The organism is Methanospirillum sp. (assembly GCF_035406105.1).
Classification (GTDB): domain Archaea; phylum Halobacteriota; class Methanomicrobia; order Methanomicrobiales; family Methanospirillaceae; genus Methanospirillum.
This window is the reverse complement of the sequence record NZ_DAONKG010000382.1, coordinates 1-1,082: the sequence shown is the minus strand read 5'-3', so window position 1 is coordinate 1,082 and position 1,082 is coordinate 1. Positions and strand designations below refer to the sequence as shown.

At 40.9% G+C, this 1,082-nt stretch carries 1 protein-coding gene and 1 pseudogene; both read left to right on the top strand.

What is annotated here, in order from left to right; translation table 11 throughout:
• Positions 1–190 (top strand): AAA family ATPase (locus tag PLA23_RS13900; RefSeq protein WP_502883638.1); only part of this gene is annotated, 190 nt, incomplete at its 5' end.
• 18 nt (positions 191–208) lie between these two features.
• A pseudogene (locus PLA23_RS13680) lies at positions 209–1,082 on the top strand (PD-(D/E)XK nuclease domain-containing protein); the annotation flags it as partial.

The window sequence follows — 1,082 nt, the reverse complement described above, 5'->3', positions numbered from 1 at the left end:
TCTTATTGATGAATATGACAAATCTATCCTCGATACCCTGAAAAATCCTGAAATTGCTGGAGAAATGCGCGATATTCTGAGAGACTTTTATGGCGGCCTGAAATCTCTTGATTCAAGCCTGAAATTTGTTATGATCACCGGAGTATCTAAACTTGTAAAAACAGGGATTTTTCAGGTCTCAATAACCTGAACGATATCACTCTTGATCATGAATATTCTGCAATTTGCGGATACAGAACGTGATTTGAAAACCATATTCCATGAATATCTTTCAGATTTCGATGAAGATAAAATCAGGGAATGGTATAATGGTTATTCATGGAGCGGAGAACAGATTTATAACCCCTTTGATATCCTCCTCCTGTTCTCCAAAGGTATTTTCAGAGCATACTGGTTTGAAACCGGCACCCCATCCTTTCTTATTGACATCTGGAAGAAAAAACCGAAGATACCCGCAGAATATGATGGTATGGTTGCTGGAGACGAGATCCTGCGGTCTTTTGATCCTGAAAAAATTACTATCGAGACGCTCCTTTTCCAGGCAGGATATCTTACGATCAGGTCATGGGAGAGTAATCCGGATATCGGGACATGGTACAGACTAGGATTTCCAAACCGGGAGGTTAGAGAGTCATTTAACCGTTTCATTCTCTCATATCTTGGTCCTGATACTGCATCAATTCCGGTTCCTGATCACCGAAGAGTGTTGGAAGTGGGAGATTTTGAACATCTGAAAACACTGATTCATGCATTGTTTGCTCCTATTCCCCATGACTGGTATAGAAACAATCCAATTTCCCGTTTTGAGGGATATTATGCCAGTGTTTTCTACTCCTGGTTATGCAGCCTCGGCTTTATGGTTATACCGGAGGATGTGACTAATAAGGGGCAGATTGATCTGTCTGTCCAAACCAGGAATGTAATTTGGATATTTGATTCAAGGTGAAAGGATACGAAAAAAAGCACACATATACGCCCTCTCAAGCAGATAGAGATGAAGGGATATCATGATAAATACCTGGCCAATTCAAAGAAGGTTTTCCTTGTTGGAATTGTCTGGGACCCGGAAACCCATGCTATCG